Below are 2,120 nucleotides of genomic sequence, written 5' to 3'. Positions count from 1 at the left end.
CCGCCACCCTGGTCGTCTCCGTGCTGGCCATGCTCGCGCTCGCCGCGCCCGCGCTCGGCATGAAGCTCGTGGACCCCGGCAAGGACACCTTCTCGCGCGACATCCCGGCCATGCAGACGTACGACCGGCTGACCGCCGCCTTCCCCGAGCTGAAGGTGCAGCACGAGGTCGTCGCCCGGGCCGCCGCGGAGCGCGCCCCCGAGGTGCGCGGCGCGCTGGCCGAGCTGGGCCGGCGGGCGTCGGCCGACCCGCTGTTCGTCCGCGGCGCCGAGCCCGAGGTACGTACCTCACCGGACGGCCGGACCAGCGTCCTCGTGCTCTCCGTACCGCACTTCGCCAACTCCCAGCCCGCGAAGGACTCCCTGCGGCAGCTGCGCGACGACCACCTGCCCGCCACCGCCGGGCGGCTGGCCGGCGTCGAGACCGCCGTCAGCGGGGACGTCGCCCGCGGCGCCGACTACGTCGAGGACGAGCGCGGCAAGCTGCCGCTGGTCATCGGCGCCCTGCTGCTCCTCACCTTCGTGATGACGGTGTTCGCGTTCCGCTCGGTGGTCATCGGGCTCCTGGGCGTCGCGCTGAACCTGCTCTCCGCCGCCGCCGCGCTCGGCGCGCTCGTCGTCGTCTTCCAGGGCTCGTGGGCCGAGGGCCTGCTCGACTTCGACTCGATGGGCGCGATCGCCTCCCGGGTGCCGCTGTTCCTCTTCGTGATCCTCTTCGGGCTCTCCATGGACTACCAGGTGTTCGTGGTCAGCCGGATCAAGGAGGCCAGGGACGCCGGGATGCCGGCGCGGGAGGCGGTGATCGCGGGCATCGGCGCCTCGGCGAAGGTCGTGACGAGCGCCGCTGTCGTGATGGTCACCGTGTTCGGCGGGTTCGTCGCGCTGCATCTGACCGAGATGAAGCAGATGGGCTTCTGCCTGGCGCTCGCCGTGCTGCTCGACGCGGTGGTGATCCGGCTGATGGTGCTGCCCGCGGCCCTGCTGCTCCTCGGCGAACGGGCCTGGTGGCGGTCGCCGCGCGAGTCCGCCGCGGCCGAGCCGGTGGCTCGTACGTTCGAGAACGTACGCTGACCGGCATGCTCCCTCCACCACGGCGCGGCGACCCCCTCTGGATCTGGATGCTCCAGGTCTGGGACGTCTTCGCCTGGGCGGTCATCGCCCTGGTGACCCTGACCACCGTCCTGGGCGACGTCCCGGAGGGTGACCGGTACGGGTCGCTCGCGCTCGTGGCCGTGCTGGGCCTGGCCTACGGAGTCGTACGCAGCCGCCCCGGGAACCCGGTGCGGCTCGCGTACGGCTATCTGGCCGTGCTGATCCTCGTGCTGGGGTGCCTGTCGTGGCTCCGCGACGGCTTCGGCGTGCTGTACCTGCTGGCCCTGTCGCAGTTCGTGGTCTTCGCGGACAACGTGCGGTCCGCCGTCGTCTCCAGCGGCCTGGGCGCCGCCGCGATCACCGTCGGCGCCGCCGTGCGTGCGGGCTGGGGCCTCGACAGCCTCACCAGCAACGCGATCTCGTCCGCCGGCGTCTACGCGGTCGGCGTGGGGCTCGCGCTGCTCACCCCGCGGGCGCTGGCGGTACGCGACGAGCGCGCCCGGCTGCGCAGCCGGCTGGCCGACGCCGAACAGCGGCTCGTGGAGGCGCAGAAGCGGCAGGGCGCCGCGGAGGAGCGGGAGCGGATCGCGCGGGAGATCCACGACACCCTGGCGCAGGGCTTCGCGTCGATCGTCGTACTCGCCGAGGCGGCGCGCGCCGGGCTGGCGGCCGAGCCCGCCAAGAGCGCGCAGCAGTTGCAGTCCATCGAGCGCACCGCCCGCGAGAACCTCGCCGAGGCCCGCGTCCTCGTCGGCGCCGCCCCGCGCAGCGGTGTCGCCGCCGGTTCCGTCGCCGCCACGCTGCGCCGTACCCTGGACCGCTTCGCCGAGGACACCGGGATCGCGGTCGAGGCCGAACTCCCGGACGCCGACTGCGACCAGCCGACGCGGATCGCGCTGCTGCGCTGCACGCAGGAGTCGCTGGCCAACGTGCGCAAGCACGCGGAGGCGTCGACCGTCGGGGTGGTGCTGGCGGCGGGCCCTGAGGGCATCGAGCTGGAGATCACCGACGACGGGAAGGGGTTCGTGC

At 73.6% G+C, this 2,120-nt stretch carries 2 protein-coding genes; both read left to right on the top strand.

Features of this window, described 5'->3' with window-relative positions; all coding sequences use genetic code 11:
* A partial coding sequence (locus H5J30_RS29185; RefSeq protein ID WP_181790273.1) for an MMPL family transporter occupies positions 1-1,070 on the top strand: 1,070 nt, incomplete at its 5' end.
* Positions 1,004-2,120: sensor histidine kinase (locus H5J30_RS29180; protein ID WP_181790272.1), on the top strand; the 1,117-nt coding region annotated here is incomplete at its 3' end. The genes H5J30_RS29185 and H5J30_RS29180, both read left to right, overlap by 67 nt.

The sequence above is a fragment of the Streptomyces phytophilus genome, from assembly GCF_013870535.1.
Classification (GTDB): domain Bacteria; phylum Actinomycetota; class Actinomycetes; order Streptomycetales; family Streptomycetaceae; genus Streptomyces; species Streptomyces phytophilus.
Note: the sequence above shows the minus strand (reverse complement) of the source record. Positions and strands in the feature narration are given on the sequence as shown.